General features: G+C 52.1%; 13 protein-coding genes. All 13 read right to left on the bottom strand.

Annotated features, from left to right (window positions below; all coding sequences use genetic code 11):
- Positions 1–52: 52 nt before the first annotated feature.
- From SPH27_RS11825 to SPH27_RS11765, 13 genes are read right to left on the bottom strand one after another with little or no spacing between them, the layout of a single operon-like run.
- Entirely contained in the window at positions 53–1303 is a 1251-nt protein-coding gene (locus SPH27_RS11825; protein WP_182072024.1) for a hypothetical protein, read from the bottom strand.
- 1 nt (position 1304) lies between these two features.
- Positions 1305–1733: an IrmA family protein gene (locus tag SPH27_RS11820; RefSeq protein ID WP_182072026.1), complete on the bottom strand. Its 429-nt coding sequence runs from the start codon at positions 1731–1733 to the stop codon at positions 1305–1307.
- A gap of 25 nt (positions 1734–1758) precedes the next feature.
- Positions 1759–2235, bottom strand: a complete 477-nt coding sequence (locus tag SPH27_RS11815) for a hypothetical protein (RefSeq protein WP_058840477.1) — start codon at positions 2233–2235, stop codon at positions 1759–1761.
- A gap of 51 nt (positions 2236–2286) precedes the next feature.
- Positions 2287–2769, bottom strand: coding sequence for a hypothetical protein (locus tag SPH27_RS11810; protein ID WP_182072028.1), 483 nt, complete (start codon positions 2767–2769; stop codon positions 2287–2289).
- An 11-nt stretch (positions 2770–2780) separates the two neighbouring features.
- Positions 2781–3479, bottom strand: coding sequence for a hypothetical protein (locus tag SPH27_RS11805; protein ID WP_033144530.1), 699 nt, complete (start codon positions 3477–3479; stop codon positions 2781–2783).
- An 18-nt stretch (positions 3480–3497) separates the two neighbouring features.
- Positions 3498–5033 carry an SUMF1/EgtB/PvdO family nonheme iron enzyme gene (locus SPH27_RS11800; RefSeq protein WP_182072036.1) on the bottom strand — a complete coding sequence of 512 codons (1536 nt, stop codon included), beginning with the start codon at positions 5031–5033 and terminating at the stop codon, positions 3498–3500.
- Positions 5023–6204: an ABC transporter permease gene (locus tag SPH27_RS11795; protein WP_232056989.1), complete on the bottom strand. Its 1182-nt coding sequence runs from the start codon at positions 6202–6204 to the stop codon at positions 5023–5025. Before SPH27_RS11795 ends, SPH27_RS11800 begins: the two co-directional genes overlap by 11 nt.
- Positions 6205–6235: 31 nt before the next feature.
- Entirely contained in the window at positions 6236–6922 is a 687-nt protein-coding gene (locus SPH27_RS11790) for an ABC transporter ATP-binding protein (RefSeq protein ID WP_087823597.1), read from the bottom strand.
- The gene (locus tag SPH27_RS11785) at positions 6922–8877 is read right to left on the bottom strand and encodes a vWA domain-containing protein (protein WP_048980623.1); all 1956 of its coding nucleotides are present in this window, start codon (positions 8875–8877) and stop codon (positions 6922–6924) included. The genes SPH27_RS11790 and SPH27_RS11785 overlap by 1 nt, the downstream gene beginning before the upstream one ends.
- 8 nt (positions 8878–8885) lie before the next feature.
- On the bottom strand, positions 8886–9845 hold the full coding sequence (locus tag SPH27_RS11780) for a hypothetical protein (protein WP_048980622.1): 960 nt from the start codon (positions 9843–9845) through the stop codon (positions 8886–8888).
- Between the two features lie 6 nt (positions 9846–9851).
- Positions 9852–12518 carry a putative virulence factor gene (locus SPH27_RS11775; RefSeq protein ID WP_182072038.1) on the bottom strand — a complete coding sequence of 889 codons (2667 nt, stop codon included), beginning with the start codon at positions 12516–12518 and terminating at the stop codon, positions 9852–9854.
- Positions 12518–15523, bottom strand: coding sequence for a virulence factor SrfB (locus tag SPH27_RS11770; protein ID WP_182072040.1), 3006 nt, complete (start codon positions 15521–15523; stop codon positions 12518–12520). The genes SPH27_RS11775 and SPH27_RS11770 overlap by 1 nt, the downstream gene beginning before the upstream one ends.
- Complete coding sequence (locus tag SPH27_RS11765; RefSeq protein ID WP_233476975.1) at positions 15524–16897, bottom strand: SrfA family protein; 1374 nt, start codon at positions 16895–16897, stop codon at positions 15524–15526.
- Positions 16898–17130: the final 233 nt, after the last annotated feature.

Genomic DNA, 17130 nt, shown 5'->3' with positions numbered 1-17130 from the left:
TGTCATGCAGAAGTCTGAAAGGCACCCGTTGAGCGGGTGCCTGGAGGATTACTTAATTCTGGGCTGCGATGCTGATAAGTTCGTAGATTTTTTTTGCCCCGGCATTTGATTGAGTCAGTTCAATATTATGTTTCTGGCCATTCTTCATATGCAGGACAATTTTTTTATTAAAGGATCCTTTTATGACTACGCTACTGACTTCGCTGAAGCGGGCGTAGAAAGTTTCATACAATTTTCCCAACACGCAAAAAACACCGTCATCGGTTAATACCACACCATGATCCCCTTGGCCGAAAACCGTTTCGTCGTAGTAGAACAGGATCGCATCTTCCGTGAGAGGAGGCAGCGATTGACGATGACTGGCCGCCTGGACGAAATTGCTTATTTTTTTCGCGTTGAGATTGTCGTAGCGGTAAAAATTGTGGTCTTTGTTCGTCGCATACTGTGTTAATTCACCCCCGGCTGGTTTGTGTTCCAGCGCTGGCAAGGTTTGCTGTGGCTGTTGTGGTGTTGTTATCGTTGCCTCCGATACGGAACCAACCATAGAGGCACCAACAGCTCCCATCCCCGGAAGCGTCTGGGAGGTCACGCTATGTTGAATGGTGGTCACAGTTCGGGTGTAAGCGTTGACATGGCTCCCTCCTCGCATATGCGCTGATACGTTTTGCGGGGTTTTGACCACGGTCTGCACCGGGGTCAGCACGGTTCTGAATGCCGCGCGTAAGGATGCCACAATCGAGACGATCAGAAGTGCGATAAGTGGGACCGAAAGCCACATAATTGAAAAATAGAAAATACTTTGCTTAGTGTTGGTTGCCAGCTGCGTTAACCTGGAACAATAAAGCCCTGCAGTTATCACGTACACGACACCACAAGCGATAGTGGCAGCCATGTTGCTCTCCCCGTCCATTGCCATTTCCTGGATAACGGGAAAGAGCAAACATCCATAGAGAACAGCGCTAAAGAGCGCATCGGGAAGTAATGTTTTTATCGTCTCAAAGGCTTTCGCAATATTGTAGAAGATCCACAGAAGTAACAATATCCAGCCAATGACAGGAATAGCTGCGGCGATAGCCATAAGTATCATGCTGACGATCATACTGCCAAGAATATTGCCTAAATGCCCTTCCGAAATAAGATACCAGATAAAATACAGGAAGGAACCGGCGAGAACGGCCGGGAAGGCGACCACAATGCTTGCAGGTATAAAGAAAATGAACCCGCCAAAGATAAGTAATAACAAAAAGCAAAGGCCAGGCCCATTATTGTCAGGTGTTGAGTTTGCTTCAGCGTCTATAGACATATTAGTGATCTGCCTGCGGGTTAATGATAGGGAATGGAATAAATGCCCTTGGTGTAAGCAAACTGAGAGGTAAAGGCTGTTTGGTCTTTCCGTTAACTAACGCCAGTGACGTCAGGCGCAGCGTGAGATTGCTTTCGCAATAATGCTCGCCTTCGGCGAAAGCCGTTTGGTATCGCGTGGCATCAGAATCGCCGAATGGGTCTACCTGCAAAGTATCATGAGCTACAAGGTTATTTTTTGCATCAACGAGGTCAAAGCCTATCTCTAACGAACCAACGCTTTCCATGCCACTGTCCAGCGTGAAAGTGGCGCTGCACATCCCTTGATTTGCCCAGACGGTGTTTGAGTGCCAGATCTCAATCGCATGAGTTGGAGCAGCGAATAAAAGACATGCGAATACTATGCTACAGTGTAAGTAACGGCTCATCATATTTTATCATCCTGAAAATGATGTATTAATCAACATAACCGTATGTTGCATCATCACCGGTGTCCGCTTCTTTTACGAGGCCTTGACCGCGATATTCATTAGGTAAAAACCCCCCATTAGTGCACTCTTTTTTCATGATGAGCTTTTGGTTTTTATATACTTTCAGGCCGGTATAATCCCATCCTTTTCCCGTGCCGCTATAAACAACATAGCTGTAGTTGCCATTGATGAAACGATAATAATAAGCGCCGCCACCCGAGAACGTCATTTCACCCAGGCGAACCTGCGTTTTGTCTCCCTCATTTTGGGGGAGAGTCATTTCTACTTTTTCAAGTGAGCCGTAATAATAAGTAGGAACATCATGATCCAGACGGACGATAACATATTTTCCGTTCGTGAGTTCGCAGTTGAAAATAAGTTCAGGCTCAGGCGGTGCAGCATGAACGCTTGGAGTTGTCGCCAGAAGTGTCAATAATCCAGCAGAGAGTAATTGAGATTTCAACGTTATTTTTCCTTAGCAGGTAAAGCAGCCGGTAATCCGGCTGCTATTTTATTATTGTAAAGCCAGTGTTTCTTGTAATTCATTCAGCTGTCCCTGCAGCTTCTGCAGTTCCATCTGTTTTTGCAATTCGGAAGCGCTTGGTTTGTTTTGCGCCTCCTTCATACTTTTTTCCAGGTCTGCAACTTGCTTTTGAGCATCAGCCCGGCCAGCTGTTTTTTTCTTCAACTGGGCGACCAGATTGTTCATCGACTTTTGCAGTTCTTGCTGCGATTTTTGTTTACTGGCTACGTTGGCATTGCTCAGTGCTTTCTCTTTTTCAATCGCATCATTCACCGCTTTGAACTCTTTATTCAGTTCCTGATCGTGTTGCAGCGTTTTTTGTTTATCTTCAACGCGCTTATCCCAGGTGCCGGAGTAGTTGCAGTTAAATTTGGTAATAATGCTGACATCACCGGTTGTCGGGTCACAATCTCGCGCGTTAGTGGCACAGCCGGCTAATATGAGTGCGCTGAGTGCAAGAAAAATATAACGCATTGCTATTCCCCTCAACCGACTTTCAGCGCGGTGCGCTGGGTATAGAGGCTATCGAGCTCGCCCTGCAGAGAGCCAATTTTGTCGCGCATCAACGCAATCTCGCTATCCAGATTTTGGGTATCACTGCCGGATTTGCTCATGTCTGCAGAAACGTCCTGCCACTGCTTCTCATGTTTTTTCATGTCGGTGATGGTGCCGCGAAGGTAAGCAATGTTGGCATCCACTCCTTTAATTTGCTTCTGTACGGCGTCTTTTTTCACCGTGTTTGCAGCCATATCTTTTTCTATTTGAGCGAGGGTCTTTTTATCAGAGTCGATAACCGATTTTGCAACGCTGGTTGCGTTCTGAATGCGTTTGTTTTCGGCTTCAACATCCTTAATCGTTGCGTTTAACTGCAGCTCTTGGGAGGCGTATTTTTTGCGCTGATTATCCAGATAGGCGTTAGCCCCCATACCCACACCGCAACCGGCGATAGCGGCGGCGGCCATACATACCGCTTTGTTGCTGGAGTTACTGACAGCGCAAGCCAGTGCGCCGATTACCGCGCCGCCAGCACAGGCCTGCCAGCCTGATTTATTGAAAAACTCAACGTCCTGATTATTGGCAAGGCGCGGGTCGACGCCGCCACTACTTCCCGTACTGCCATTCTGGCACCCCGCCAGAAATACCATCATTCCTGCTATCACTGCTGTGCGAATAACCTTTAACATTCCAATCTCCTGAACTATTTAATTATTTTTTTTACATGAACTAAGCCACGCCTCGCGCGCAACTTTTCCATCTTTCCAGTACCCCTGAAGGTTCTTCCAGTAGGTATTGAGATAACCGTTAAGGTTGGTTTTTCCGCGTGCAGCCATCTGTTGCAATACGACAGCGACCTGCGGTTCGATGAGGGGTTTGTCATAGGTTGTGCCCATGTCTACCAGGGTGTCAGCGTAATAACTGGTAATAAAATCAAGGGCTTTTTGATGTTGACCAAGCTGTTCCTGACGGCGGGAGCAATTAGCATCAAGCTGGCTGCCTGCGGCACAGGTTTTGGTGAAGAGCTGGTTGAGACGATCGTAAAACTCGCCGTCATCTTTCATTTTTGTGCACAAAAAGGCGCCCAACTGTAACGATGTGCGTATTGCCTGATCCCGTTGTTCATCCCGAAGCTGGCTATTTGCGCGCAGCTCACCACGCAGTTGCTCAAGTTGTTTCTTCAGTGCGTCATCCTGGACTTTTGCCGAGATAGCATTCAGGTTTTTTAGCGAATCATCAGCTTTGCCTGCAGGTGTCTCCTTTTTACCCGTGCCTAATGATTGCCACTCTTTTTCAATCTCTTTCACCCGCTCGCGTGATGTCAGGGTTGTGGAAACTAAAACCAGACGAACACCGGTGCTTTTGGTTGTATTCTCGCCCGCATTGGCATAGTACGGCTCCTCTCCACGCAGTGAACTGCGGATATCCGCCTGAGGAGTCATATAACTGCCCCCCCGAACGACATAGCCCCCAGCCTTACCATGCAGGCGATCGAGCTTGTTCAGGCGGAACGGGTCAAACATCATCTCTGCTGCGTTGCCCAGTATGTCGTGCAATCCCAGCGGGTTAGGTTTCAGCAGGCCGGTAAGCTGAAGTTTTCCATTTGCAGACTGTGCCCCCGCAAACCAGACATAACCGTTTAATCCTTCAGGCATGGGGAAGTGGCGATCGCGGAACTCTGCGGGGGAAACCGCGAGCCCGCCGCGTGCGGCAAACTCCCACTCGGTTTCTGTCGGAAGCCGTAAAAATCCCGCCTGACCATCATCTTCAGGCAGTGCAGAAAGTTTTTCTTTTCGTAACCACAGGTTGTATTGATTTGCGAATACCATGGCATCCATCCAGCCAATACTCACCTTCGGTAAACGTCCTTTCATATCCGTCGTCGGGCATTCCCCAGAAAGCGCGCGATACTGCAGGTCGCTCAGTTCATATTTGGCCATCAGGTAATAACGGCCCTTACCACCCTTCTCCGGGAAACTGCCTGCAATGTGTTCCTGGCGAGATTGTTCAACGTATCCCCAGTCGTCGCCTTCTTGCCCCAGCGTGATGTTGTAATCTTCCAGCGGTTTATTCAGCGGGATAGCGACTTTGCGAAATGCCATGGCACCGTCGCACGGCATAGGCAATATCACGTCATCGGCCAGAGGTTTTGGGTTCCAGAACTTTTCATCCCAGGTGGCATTCGCCGCGCAGGCGTACCCGAGTCCAATGATAGCCAGGCTCATCGCCAGTTTAGATTTCACGTAAACTCTCCGCAGGTTCGATTTTCAGTGCGCGCAGTGCTCCGATAGCGGCCACGCCTAACGCCACGGCAAGGACACAGAGCAATGCGGCGATAAAATGAAGGGGGTCAAGGTGACAGACGAATGCCTGGTCCGGTAAAGAACTGCCCAACACATGGTTGAACAATGCGCTGCCCAGCAGGTAGATGATCACACCCAGTCCGTATGAGACGCCGGTCAAACACAGCGCCTGAATAATAATAAAAAGCGTCACAGCGCGACGGCGAAAACCCAGAAGGCGCAGCACGGCCATATCTTTGCGCTTACGATCAATGTTGGCGATGAAGGCACCGACTAACGAGGCGATGCACCCTGATGCAGAGATCCAGGCAATCACGCCAAAGATAATCCCCAGCACACGGTCGATGGCACGCACAGACTCAATTTGAGCTGACTGAGTGATAGCCTCAATGTTCTGCGTCTCCAGCCACCGCGCGAGGAGTGAAACGTCATCTATCGAACTGGCATAGATACGTGCTCTTGAATAGCGGGTTCTCTCTCTGGGCGGCTTGCCATCGCTGACCCCCAGCAAGGGAACCTGAAAGCCATCGCGGTAGTCTTCCAGAGCAACAAGCAAAGACAATGTAATAAAGGCACCTTGACGTGAAAATTTTGCGTCATCCAGCACGCCGGTAACGGTTAAAGCGAACGTGGCGCGTTGGTTTTTCCCTTCGCTTTTTCGGCTCACCATCAGGCGCAGGATATCTCCTGGCTGCACGCCAAGGCGCCGTGCCGCACTGGCGCTGAGTACGGTATCGCTGTCTTTGACCGGTGCTCTGACATCCTGCAAAAGAGGATCGCCTTTGGCCGTCGGGATCACTTCAGCACCCGGGACAAAGTGTTGCCCGTCCCGGACCAGATCGGCCTGAGTGTTCAGCGAACGGGTTAACGGAATCGAAAATCCGACTTCTGAACGGCGGGCGAGCTTATCAAGCCAGGCAAAATCATAATTACCATTACCCGTTATACGTACTTCCCGGGTGCGAGGGTCGTCGAGAAGCTGATGGCGAAGCTGGCTGACAATGCCATTCTTCAATCCGAACAGCAGCAATAACGGTGCGATAACGGCAATCAAAGAGAAGATGATGCACAGCGCGACCTTGCGATCGTGAATGAGATCGCGCAGAGCCATACGGCATAGCAGGGTGCCTGACGCTGGCATATCAGCTGGGTAAGAAGACACTTTTTCCCTCTCCGGTCACGGCCTGATATCGGTCAATCCCAAAATGCGTCACGCGCTGCCAGTCGTGGCTCACAACAATGGCTGCCATATCCAGTGAGCGCACCATGCCGATCATCAGGTCAAACAACCGGTCTGCATTATCAGGATCCAGCGCCGCAGTCGGTTCATCGGCAAGGAGTAAGCGTGGCTGGTGGGCAATCGCACGGATGAAGGCAACGCGCTGGCGCTCGCCGATAGAAAGCCGGGAAGGCATTCTTGTCAGCAGCGGTCGCACGCCCAGGCTGTCGATGGCCTTATCGAGCCAGGCTGACTGTAGGCTAAGTCCTGCCAGCCTGCGAACCAGAGTGATGTTTTCTATCACGGGTAACCAGGGCAACAAGCCGCCGTGCTGTAGCATAAACCCAAGCTCGCGTGCGCGAAGCGCGGCCAGGACAGGCTCGTTTTCAGCCATGAGCGGTATTGAAATATCGCGACCGGCGAGCCGGTATTCGGCAAGATGCGCTGGGCGGAGGATCGCCCCTATCATCTCCAGAAGCGTGCTTTTACCGCACCCGCTAGGCCCGGTTAGAGCGACCACCTCTCCCTTTTTCAACGAGAGGTGCGGGAGGGCGACGCTATAGCCATGCGTCCCGCCCCGGCTGATCTCCATATCGCGGATCCTCAACATCAGGGCAGGTTCTCCAGAGGTACCGGATAAACGTTATCGCGTGGGTCGCTATCGGGCGCTAATGCCACCCAACGGTCTACATCCTGGTTGTAGCGTTGATAGTAATTAAGCTTGGTATTCAGCCTGCGGATGAAACGCTCCTGCTCAAGGCCATCCCAGCTTTTCCAGGTTTCTTCGTCCAGGCTCAATACTTCACTGAGGTAAGGTAAGCTCTCGATATATTCACCGAGCAGTCCCATCTCTCCGAGTCGGGTCGCATTTTTCCCTTTCGCCTGGTTTGGATCGTTGCCCATGGTTGCCGCCAGAGAACGCAGGCTGGCAAACATGTCATCCGGAGAGATCATCCCCTCATTGGCGGCATTGACGATCTTCTTCATGACATCGCTCAGATCGCTGAGCTCGCTTTTCGTGAGCAGTACGCGCACCTCGGTCGCCGGGATGTTTTGGTCAATCAGATCGCGGTCGCTTATCCATGACTTGAATACCGGTGGTGCCGTGGTGCCTTGCTTTTCACCCAGATAGGCAAGACGCATTGCCTTACTTAACTTGTCGGCATCACTGAGCAGGGGATCTTCTTTCTTACCGGCATATTTAGGGCTTGCCCCCAGCGCGCTCCCCGCCGTTTCTTCGCCGCTCCAGGCTGTTTTAATCTGGCCGGTAATGGCATTCGCCAGGTTATCGACCATACTACCGAAGCTATTTACATCACCTGAATCAATAGGATAGTAGAGCGGTTTGTGCAGGAATGGATTTAACGTCAGCTCCTGATACTGGGCTTCAGCAGAACTGTGATTTTTCTTACCATCAGAGGTTTTCAGATGTAACGCATACAGCGCAACGCCACGATAGGCGGCTTCCTGACGCACCTGGGCGGCATCCAGATGGGTTGACGAGAGCTTATCTGTGCCATCAAGCGCGCCTGCGTCAGTAATCAGTACAACGTAGCGGGCGCCAAACTGCGTCCAGTCCACTTTGTCCAGCGCTGTCATGACCCCGCCGTAAGCATCTTCATCAACCTTGCTGCTGGAAACGGTAGCCTGCTTCAGGTCATGTACTTTAGCGAGGAAGTCTTTACCATCTTTAACGGTATTGGGGTCGACATACATCTTGCTGTCGTATTCAAGACCCGGCACCGCTTTCACGCTGGAGCGGAAAGCTACCAGGCCAAACTTGACCTGATCCTGTAAGTGTTCCTTCTCGATCCTCTTGTAGATCTTATCGATCGCCTCTTTAGTGCGATCGATATACGGCCCCATCGAGATGGTGGAGTCGATCACAAAGACAACCGAGGCGGAGAACCCTTTCATCATGTTCTTTTCATCAGCAGCGGACGCGGCCTTTTTTGCGGGCGACTTTTCGCTGACGGAGGCAACGTTGAGTACACGTACCTGGAAGCCGGTATCGGTAAACACATCATCTGAGCCAAGAACAGGTAAGAGATAAAAGTTTTTTAACTGATCCACCATGTAATCAGGCTCGCGTGCCAGAACCTGCGGGACCGGTTTATGGCTGCTCAAACTGTTGAGCATTGGTTGCAATGTTGCCGCAGGGTTTTTGCTGTTCAGAAGAGACTCAACGTCGGATTTCTCTTTAAAGAACAGCATCGGTTGACGGCCAGCAGGATTGGTAAACGCCAGCGTCAGCTGCATTTTCCAGTCAACGGTGCAGGAGGAATTCATCCAGCCAGCGGTATGACCAAAGCTGTCCGGCCCAACCTGCAGCCACGTGTCCTGACCCTGCGTTGTCCTTTGGTAAACATAGAATCGACTGAAGGCCGGCTGCTCTTTACCTGCTTCACCTGCTTTGGCGGACAGCTGGCAGCCTGGGTAAGTCAGTACCCGCTGGAATAACGCATGTTTACCTTCCTGCAAAAGCGGCTGTTTACCCGCGGCACAGGCGGGGGATGCCAGCGTTGCGGCACACACCAGGCTACTGAACCAATGCATGTATTTCATTGTTTATCCTATTTCTTCAGCTCAGCTAAACGGGCTTTGGCCTCGTTATTCTGCGGATCCAGATTTACAACCGACTCATACCAATACGCCGCTGTCTCTGCGTCAGGATTGAAGCATCCCCCTGGTTTTGCGGTTTTCGGGTCATATTCTTGTGCATAACGAACGGCCATCTGCGTATCGCCGGACTGGGCTTTATAGGCGTAAAGGCGCTGAGCGATATCGCAATGTTTTGCCGCTTTCGCTTTTGCGATGACGTCCAGCAGTTGTGCACTACTTGGCTGGCTACGCAGGCACCCTTTAACGAACGCCATTTCATTGCCGCTCGCCATTTGTTCATCACCACACGGCCCGGTAATTTTCGCGACGGGCGCGGGAGGTGCCGCTGGAATTGCAGGCTCTGGCTTACGGGTAAACCACCACCCAGCAGCGGCCAGCAGGAGCAATAGAATGGCTAATCCCGCAAATAACGGCAGCTTACTTTTCGGCTTCTGCGGCTGTTGAGATACAGGCTTTTCTGCGACAGGTTCTAAAACGACAGGTTCCGGTTCTTGAACGGACATCGGCTGCACGATGGGGGTATCATTCAGCGTCTGTATATTTTCCGGGAGTGGGTTTTCACCACCGGCCTGGGAGCTGAGTAGCCCTTCAGCGATGGTCAGAATCCCCATATCCTTATTACTTCCATCTTTGATGGTGATGCGATAGGCCGCCTGGCGGTTGGCGAGTAGTGGATCGATCAGAGAAGGGCCGACCTGAACGCAGGGCGTCTCCTCATTTTGTATCAGTGGAGGAAGGGCGAGGAAAATCTCGCCACTGACCCAATCACCGTGGCTATCCAGATACAGGCGATCCTGATTACGTACTACCGAGATTGTGACGCCCTCGGCATCGCCTTTCCAGCCTTTCAACAAGAGCAATGCGAATCCTGGTTGTATAGGGGTCAGCGTCTTAAGTTCAGGTTTGATCACGTCCAGTTACTCCTTTGCCAATTTAATCTGGCGGAGAATGACGCCCAGATTTTCGTTCTGCGCGACGCTAATCTCGCGTCCGGCAGAATGACCTGCGTTTTCGGTAATGAGTGCTTCCAGTCCAACCAGCCAGTCGATGATAAAGAAGGCACTGTAGTTCAGCTGTTGCGGCGTCAGGCGTGCCAGGCGTTCATCACCTTTCCAGACCACGCTGTCGCACGTTGGTGGACGGGTAAAGATCGGCTGTTCGGGCTGGTTGAGACGGGCCGGGCGTTTCGATTCCGGCATATTTTGATAGCCCAGCCAGGTGATGAAATCGCTCATCACGTGAAGCACGCGTGAAACCTGACGCTCGACCATACGTTCGCGACGAACGCCAGCCTGCTCGGTATTTTTCATTGCATTGACCAGCACGTCCTCGACACGTGAACGCAATAACCCCGTGATCAATTCGTCTACCAGCGCTTCGGCAATCGGGCGCGGAAGACTGATGTAGTTGAGCATGGCGGCGGTTTCAGGCAGGCCGCGCAGATGGTTAATCCAGAGCTGAACGCTCTGGTGCGCGAAAGCGATCTCATGGCTGTGCGTCGTCACCGCAGTTGCGCTGCTTTCGAAAGCATCTTCCACACCGATATCAAAGAATCCTGCATCTTCTTCTTCTGCTTCATGCGCAGACAGGGTCGTTTGCTGCATGTAAAGTGCATGGAGATCGCGGCGTGCCGGAACCAACCGCGCCAGCAGTTCGCCGTGCATGCCGCTGCGTTTTTTCAGGGTGGCAAGGATCTCTTGCGCAATTCGGGATTTTCTGGACAGCTCTTCTTCGCCGTCCGGCTGGTACCAGTTCCCCAGTCCCCCTTCGACCAGTTCGTGGCGGATCTCGTCGAGCTGTTCTGCGATCCGCTCCAGTTTCAGTTCAGGACGGGCGACGCGGGCCAGATAATCGGCCATTCGGCGCATACCACCGTCGTTGAGGGTGAGCATCGCATCCCAGGCTTCAGCAGGGTTCGCGATGTAGCGAGCGACAGCTTCATCTTCAAGGAAGGTTTTCCGCATCAGTGCGAGCTGCCCGCCATTGTCGTCGTTGAAAGCCGCTTCACTACCTGCGTTCATGCGGATAAAGGGCGTTTGCTGGCGCGGTTTGCGTACCAGGAACGTGTTATTGAACGCCTGGCCCTGGCTCCATTCCTGCATCCATTTGTACTGGCCAAAACGCTCGGTCATCGCCATTTTGATCATCCCGCCAAGCCCCCAGGACTGGCGAAGAAGTGCTTCGTCATGGGAAAGGTTTTGGCTAATGCGCAGATCAAACATGGTTAATGCCCAGACTAGGCCAGGTAAGCGACGACCACGCGCGTCGGCATCGGCGCCCTGGGTGTAACGGATCCACTCGTCCAGAACGCCGCCCACTTCTTTGACATCAGACTGTTTTGTTGAGGCCGTACACACCACCAGGACATTCATCTCCTGGTTTTCGGTGTAACGTTCAAAAAGATAGGCCACTTTTCCGCGCAAAATTAACTGCGCTAGCGGGTTGCTCTCTGCATTTTTAACCTCGCGAGTGACATCACTCATGGACTCCACCGCCAGACGGCCGCGATAACCCGGGAAATCAAGCAAGTCGACGGCTTCGAAGATTGTTTCGCGAGGCGGAGCCATTAACGGGATATGCAATTCAACGGTAAGCGCAGTGAGCTCTGCCAGCGATAGCGAAATAGACGCACCCGTTTGCCCATTTACCACAGGACAGACTTCAATAGTCTGATCCGACGGGGTATTCAGCCGCTCCAGCATATCGACGTTCATGATGCTATCCCGCTGGATAAGCAGGCCGTTTTCGTTACGAACCAGCGTGCTCAGTGGGGCACGCAGCTCCTGCACTCCACCGAGACGCTGTAGCGTGTTGGCAAAACGGATATAGGCATTGGTTAGTTCTGGTACTTCGCCCCATAAAACGGAGAAAAGCTGGCCGCGATCTTCAACAGAAAGCCATGGTGCGAGGCTTACTGCCTGTGGCCAGTAGGTCAGGGCAAAACGGCTTTGCGTTTTCTCAGCATGGCGGATGAGGTAATCCCAAAAAGAAACTACGTCATCTTCGGTCACGCCAGGGCTGCGGGAGGTCAGGCGTCGTTTCGACAGGGACGTTAACAGATCGCTGATGCGTTTTTCATCGAACTGCCAGTCAAATTTTTCCTGGTTGAAGTCATGGATGAATGCGTTGGCGAGGATCTTCCCCATTTCCACTTCGTTGAAGAGCTGTAACGTGACAGGCCAGCGGTCGTCTGAGCTCTGAGCACTGCGGCTAAACCGGGTAACAAGACCCGTCGCCTCTTTGCCGCCGCCAGGCGGGTTGATGTGGGTCAGAAAATCGAGCTGATTGCCGCCGAGGCGTGTTTCCAGCTTTCCGTTTTCACCCGCAGCCAGCGCGGAAATGAGATACGATTTGCCTGCCTGCGACAAGCCAAAGAAGCCGATTGTCATCGGTTTCGCTGCGGCCTGCGCCAATCTGCGTGCTTTGTTACGGCTGCGGCGCAAGTTCATGGTCAGGCGATCGGCTTCAGTGTTCAGGCGCGGCGCGTCCTGACGAACGCTTGCGATCCAGTCAATGGCCCGGCCTGCACCTTGTTCGACGCCATTCCAGCCCTGGATAATGGTGTTGGGATGAATAGTGCTCATTAGCTTTTAATACTCCCGCTATCCAGCCAGTAATGGGTTTCACTCAGCCCATTACCGACCATTGTGTTCAACTGGAATGCAACATCTCTACGACCATAACCGCGCTGTGCGTTTTTCATTTCCATCGAGCCAATCTGGAAGCGCTCCGGACTGACCGGTTCTTCGCTACTACGTCCACGTCCCTGTTCTGCGGTTAAACCGATGCTTATTACAGCATCACCCGACAGCTCGCTTGCCAGGTTCGCACTGGTAATTTTTAGGGTGTAAAGTGCGGTCGATGGCCAGCGTTCGTTATCAAGCTGGCGGAAACCGATACGCACTTCCCCCCGTGCTTCAAAGCCTTTCCCTTCCGGTAACTGGAAATCAGCGGAGTCCAAATCAACGTCGCGATAGGCGACATTGCTGTCTTTAATCACATTGTTTCCATCAAGCATCCCGACATAGCGGATGGTTGAATAAGGCTTAAAGTTCGCAGTGCGGAAGAAGAAGTTGTTGAGCCTGGATTTCTCCGCTAACAGGCACAGCATCGCCCCCACAACGGCTGTCGATTTCGGATCGTCAATGCATCCTTTTTTGTTAAACGGATACCAGCCACCGGTTTCATAACCGTGGAGTGGCAGCACGCGAGAAGGGGGAACAGGTTGAAGCTGGCGAATGAGCGCTTGAATTCCCGGCAGGCGGGATGGACGACCGGTTAAAAGTAATACATCGCAGTTGTAGTGCCAAAGCACTTCGCACAACGCGCGCAGGCTGTGGCAAATGTTCATTCGCCCGCTGCGAGGGTCGATAAATTCATTGTGCAGACGCGCAAGATCCAACTCCAGCGGTACATCCAGAATGGAGAACGGTACTTCGCTCGCAAGCTGTCCGGAACGGGCAACGTCGTTGACGTAATCCTGTACTTTCTCGGTTGGAAGATTATCGGCAAGTAGCTCACGGAAGGTGTAATTCAGTATCTCCCGACCATTTTCCGGGGAGTACTCTTCATAGCGATGCAAAATAGATAACGCCAGAGGCGCGAAGATCTGCAATGTAAGCTGCTGACGTAATACCTGTTTTCCGGCTTCGATCGATTCACTACCGAACAGTTGTGACATCATTGATTCGGCTGCAAGATCGCTGTGGCCGACTTTGGTCATGGCCGCTTTTACTGCTGGCTGGAGGAAAAGCCGTATAACATCCAGCAGTATGTCGTCGCCTGCTACCTTAAACCCTTCACGGAAAAGCTGTTTCGGGGTAATCCGGACGTTAATGCCCTGGCCTTCATCCAGCGTGTAGCGAGAAATGACGAGATCGGTCGTTCCTCCGCCAATGTCAATCGACGCGATTTTTAATGAGCGTGTATCGCTGGTGTCCTTTTGAGTATCGGGACGGCGAGTAGCTGCAAAAAATTCGTCCGTGCGACCGCCAAAGTAGTTCTGCGTTTCGTTATAGAGATATACCAACTGCCCACAGGTGGCTTCGTCCCACTTCACGTGTACGCCTGGATGGGCGTATTTCAAGCATTGCGGGTCATCGCCTTCATAATCCATCTCTTCCCAGCCGAGCGCTTTCCAGACCATGCGGATAGCGTCATGCATGCTCTCCTCAAAGATAGCGCGCTCAGGCTTTGGCATCGCCGGAGGGACAGTCATAATGACATTTCGTAAACGACGCGGTGTGCTGGCGTGGTTCATCTTCAGCCGCTGTGAAGGGCTGTTGATTTGCATGAGAGCCTGGCTTAATACCTCTGACAACATCATCGTCATCAGCGAGCTACGACTGTATACCGGCGTGAAGACGGGCATACGGTCTTCTTCATTTTTCAGGCGAATGAGCAATTTCCCCTGATCGTTGACCATATACAGCAGCGGTGCTGCAGTGGCTAACGGCTCTCTGTCACTTTTCACGAAGGCCTGGCTAAAGCGCCATCCCGGTGAATAGGGTTGATCGTCCCAGAGGTAGCGTTTAGGGCTGGAGATCCCTGTTGAGCCCTCGGTACCCAGGCGTTGAGCCGCCATTCTGAAGGCTTCTCCGCCGACGCGTCCAATGGTTGGCCATGTGAAGGCATCGCTGCGCCCGCTTTTTAGCGAGAAATCCTGCTTGCCGAATTCGGCCTGGGCAAACTCGAGACGGCTGTCAAAAGGCTCGTTATAAACAAATTGCGGTTGGCTCAAATCTCGGAGCTGAAGCTGATAAAGTTGAGAAAGCCCTTTATTGTCGTCACGATGTTCTTCGATCAGGATGCCGCAGCTACGTGAGTTACCAATGTCCAGCACGAGGTCTACAGGTATCGCTGAGTCCCGGATTTTTACGTCGTTGACCTGTACTTCAGGAACGACAATCGTCGTCGCCAGGACATGCAGCAGGTTAAGATAATGCGCCTGATGTTCCTTCTGCAGTAGTTGTTCATCAATGTCATCAATATGTTGGCGTAATACTTCGCGAGCCTGAGTACTGAAAATTTCCCGTAGCCATTCATTCACCCATGGCAGTGAGAGAAACTCCCCCATCTCGTGAGGATGGCGTGCCAGAGCAAATCCCGCCCCTGAACGGATATCATCCTCGCCCGGTGCGAGATACTGCGTATTCTCGCGATCCGGGAAAATTTTGGTATCAAAAATCAGAGTAGCGCGCCAGGTATTGCCCTTTTCATCCGGCTCAGGCAGCTCATGGAACTGGACGCGTGACCAGTTATACGGCCCGTGAGCAAAGGCTCGTGGCGGGTTGAAGCGGAAAAATGGCAGCGGTAACCAGAGGCCGCGATAGAGGCGTAGCGACTCTTCGGTCGTCAATGTGTAGTCGGAGTCTGCGTAGCGAGGAGGTTCGCTGTCAGGCTGAGGGATCTGCAGCTTATCTTCCCTCTCATTATAGATAAGCCGCATAATAGCCTCGTCGCCCTGTTGACGAAGAAATTCCCCATATTCTTTACGCGTTGGCAGGGTAAAGGCGAAATCAAGGAACTGGATCCCGCTGTCGCGAATAAGTTTGACCTGTTTTTTAAAATCAGTGAGTTCAGCGAGCATTTACTGACTTGCCTCCTGCTTCATCGAAATAGGGAAAAGTGTTTTGGCGTCGTAACGGCCTTTGCAATCCGCAATGTTTTGCGCGCCGGGAGCACACAGAATTTCTGGCATTTGGTAGCGTGAGCCATCGGAGCACAGTGCTTCTCCCTGATTGTTAATGGCGAGATGACCTGACTGAATAGCCGCGTTGACCGCGCCACGACAGGTCACACCGTCGCCACGGATCATCTGTACTTCGCCCTTACCGTCATTGATTTGGTAACTCAGACTAAGGGGCTTTCCTGTGCGTTGGTCCTGAATACCAGCCCCTGCGTGCCAGTTCCCGTCCAGAAAACGGGTGTTTCCTTGGGCCAGTGAAGATGCGGGCAGGGTCAACGGGACTTTAGCGCCAGTTGAGGTATTGGCCGATGGCTCTTCGAGAGCAGGTGCTGTTCCGCCGGGATGAGGGCTATTCGTGGCTGACGCAGGATCCACAGCAGATGCCGTTGCTGCTGCGCTTTGTGACGGCGTTTGTAATGCTGATTGCTCTTGTGACGTTGTGAGTGAAGTGCCCGTGGTGCTTAAAATCTCACTGCCCGTTGTCGAATGCAGGTTCGCCTTAGACGTTGTTGTGCTGATGATGGCCCTTGACGACGGCGCAAGAGATTCGGCTGTTGGAAGGTGGGGCGCGGGCAAAGCGGGTACGGAAGATGAAATACCAGGTATCGTTATGCCTGGCATGCAACCCCGTAAGAACAGTAGTGCTAAAAAGAGTAACAGAAGTAGCGGCAGTAGCCAACGCAACCATGCGGGTAAGAGCAACCACCAGCGTCCTTTGGCGGGCCTTTGATGCGTGAAAGTGCGTTCTGGTATCACCGGTTCAATACTGGCTGATTGCGGAGGCAAGGCTGTAGATATTGGACGCAAACAGTCTAACGGCTCGATGCGGGCCTGGTTAGTGGCGTTCACAAATCCCCAAAAACTGATGACTGGCTTTCCACCTACCAGCCACACGTGCTGCTGATCGGGGAATTGCATCGCTTTTTCAAGTAATTTCCCAAAGAGCCGGCGTTCCGGCTGCTGGCTTTGGGCAAATTCATTACTTATCTGGCGAAACGCTGCATGGGTGGTTTCGAGTTGTGCGAGCGCGGCCTGGCGCTCAGCTTCCGTTGCGGCCGTCCATGGAATAACGTCACCGGCCAGCGGGGCATACCAGTCGATTCGATCGCCATGCTCGCTGATTTGCGGGATGGCTAAAGTGTCAGCAACCGCCGTTTGTTTTCTAAGTCGTAGGGTTTCACGCAGCTGTAATGCGGAAATATATACTGCCTGTCCATTCTCACCCATCGACTGATATTTATCGAGCTTGTCACTGCATAGAAAAATTTCTTTCACGCTGCATGCCTTTGCTGTTAAACGAACAAGTGAAAGCAAGTTCCACTGTGGAAAAGGACGCCGCAAATACGCCGGGTAATCTGCGTCAATTGTTTATGGCAACAAAATATTGAGTATTATCGGCAAATGGCCGAAAACGTTTAGACCTAAACTAAACTTATTATTGGGACGTGCGCCTATCCGATTGCCGCAAAAAAAGTTTCGCTGTGAAACTATATTTCTGGCAATGTATT

The sequence above is a fragment of the Enterobacter sp. A103 genome, assembly GCF_034427535.1.
Lineage (GTDB): Bacteria > Pseudomonadota > Gammaproteobacteria > Enterobacterales > Enterobacteriaceae > Enterobacter > Enterobacter asburiae_B.
Note: the sequence above shows the minus strand (reverse complement) of the source record. Positions and strands in the feature narration are given on the sequence as shown.

Bases quoted from the DNA above. Each gene is read 5' to 3' on its own strand.
- SPH27_RS11790 (WP_087823597.1), bottom strand. From the start codon at position 6,922: ATGTTGAGGATCCGCGATATGGAGATCAGCCGGGGCGGGACGCATGGC.
- SPH27_RS11785 (WP_048980623.1), bottom strand. From the start codon at position 8,877: ATGAAATACATGCATTGGTTCAGTAGCCTGGTGTGTGCCGCAACGCTG.
- SPH27_RS11770 (WP_182072040.1), bottom strand. From the start codon at position 15,523: ATGCTCGCTGAACTCACTGATTTTAAAAAACAGGTCAAACTTATTCGC.
- SPH27_RS11775 (WP_182072038.1), bottom strand. From the start codon at position 12,518: ATGAGCACTATTCATCCCAACACCATTATCCAGGGCTGGAATGGCGTC.
- SPH27_RS11805 (WP_033144530.1), bottom strand. From the start codon at position 3,479: ATGTTAAAGGTTATTCGCACAGCAGTGATAGCAGGAATGATGGTATTT.
- SPH27_RS11820 (WP_182072026.1), bottom strand. From the start codon at position 1,733: ATGATGAGCCGTTACTTACACTGTAGCATAGTATTCGCATGTCTTTTA.
- SPH27_RS11825 (WP_182072024.1), bottom strand. From the start codon at position 1,303: ATGTCTATAGACGCTGAAGCAAACTCAACACCTGACAATAATGGGCCT.
- SPH27_RS11810 (WP_182072028.1), bottom strand. From the start codon at position 2,769: ATGCGTTATATTTTTCTTGCACTCAGCGCACTCATATTAGCCGGCTGT.
- SPH27_RS11795 (WP_232056989.1), bottom strand. From the start codon at position 6,204: ATGGCTCTGCGCGATCTCATTCACGATCGCAAGGTCGCGCTGTGCATC.